Source organism: Moorena sp. SIO3I8 (assembly GCF_010692325.1).
Classification (GTDB): Bacteria; Cyanobacteriota; Cyanobacteriia; order Cyanobacteriales; family Coleofasciculaceae; genus Moorena.
Genome location: NZ_JAAHHW010000437.1, coordinates 1 through 1,218 on the forward strand (window position 1 = coordinate 1; position 1,218 = coordinate 1,218).

2 protein-coding genes are annotated in these 1,218 nt (G+C 47.5%); both read right to left on the bottom strand.

Annotated elements, in window-relative coordinates; genetic code table 11:
* Positions 1-128 precede the first annotated feature (128 nt).
* Positions 129-704, bottom strand: coding sequence for a transposase (locus F6K51_RS37695; RefSeq protein ID WP_075902257.1), 576 nt, complete (start codon positions 702-704; stop codon positions 129-131).
* Between the two features lie 97 nt (positions 705-801).
* Positions 802-1,152: a hypothetical protein gene (locus tag F6K51_RS37700; protein ID WP_293031396.1), complete on the bottom strand. Its 351-nt coding sequence runs from the start codon at positions 1,150-1,152 to the stop codon at positions 802-804.
* Positions 1,153-1,218: the final 66 nt, after the last annotated feature.

The window sequence follows — 1,218 nt, forward strand, 5'->3', positions numbered from 1 at the left end:
AATCAGCAATGCCCACCCTACGATTGTCATTATTGGTGGGCATTGCCCATTTCATTGATCGGTTTTCAATCATGATCTCAATCAGCAATGCCCACCCTACGATTGTCTAGCCACCAACCGTTGATAATTCACTCACCAACCTTGGCTCCAATTTCCGAAAAATCTGGAACTAATGGTTGTCTCCCCCAGCAACAACAACCCCAATCGATCTGATACTGACCTGTTTCAACCCATCTGGTGAAACTCGAATACTCCCACCGATGAGGACAAGATACCAACCCATGCTTAACCGGATTGTAATGAATATAATCTAAAGCCTGTTGGAAGTCAGATTCATCTCGAATCACATGCTCCCAAAATCGGCGCTGCCAAACATTACTTTCTCTGTGTTTACGACGGGATGCCGATACATTCTGTGGCTTGAATTTTTTACCCCGTAGCGATCGCGTAAACAACACCTTAAACCGAGAAACCCGGTAGGAATAAGCTGTATCCCCTGGGGGTAGAGTCCACAAGAAATGAATATGGTCAGGTAAAACAACTGCACCAGTAATTTCAAAAGGTCTCTCAGTGCGAGTTTTAGCAAGTGCAGCACGCAAATAAGCAATTGTTTCGGGTTCGGAAAACAGAGGGGTGCGGTCGTAGGTTACCAGAGTCAGAAAAAAGGTTCCACCTGGGACATAGGCTCGACGATATTCGGGCATGGTTGTGGATTGCTGGGCATTGCGGATTTAATTTCTAGGCTAACTAATGTTGAACTTGCTGAGCAAGACCCACCCTAGGATTCTTGTCTGGTTCAGCTTACGCTTTTGTAGGGTGGGCATTGCTTGAAACCAACCCCCAACCCTGCTGGAATTCACCTGAGCAATGCCCACCAACCAGAGCATTTTGTAGGGTGGGCATTGCTTGAAACCAACCCCCAATCCTGCCGGAATTGATCTGAGCAATGCCCACCAACCAGAGTAGCTTGTAGGGTGGGCATTGCTTGAAACCAACCCCCAATCCTGCCGGAATTGATCTGAGCAATGCCCACCAACCAGAGTAGCTTGTAGGGTGGGAAAAGCCTTTTTCCAACTCGCCTACCTGCCCAAAGTCACCTGAGCAATGCCCACCAACCAGGGTACCCATTGCCTTTTGGGTCTTGGTGGGCATTGCCCATTTATTTTATAAGCGAACAATTTTGATACTTATCAGCAATGCCCACCCTACGAGTCTTGG

Bases quoted from the DNA above. Each gene is read 5' to 3' on its own strand.
- F6K51_RS37700 (WP_293031396.1), bottom strand. From the start codon at position 1,152: ATGCCCACCAAGACCCAAAAGGCAATGGGTACCCTGGTTGGTGGGCAT.
- F6K51_RS37695 (WP_075902257.1), bottom strand. From the start codon at position 704: ATGCCCGAATATCGTCGAGCCTATGTCCCAGGTGGAACCTTTTTTCTG.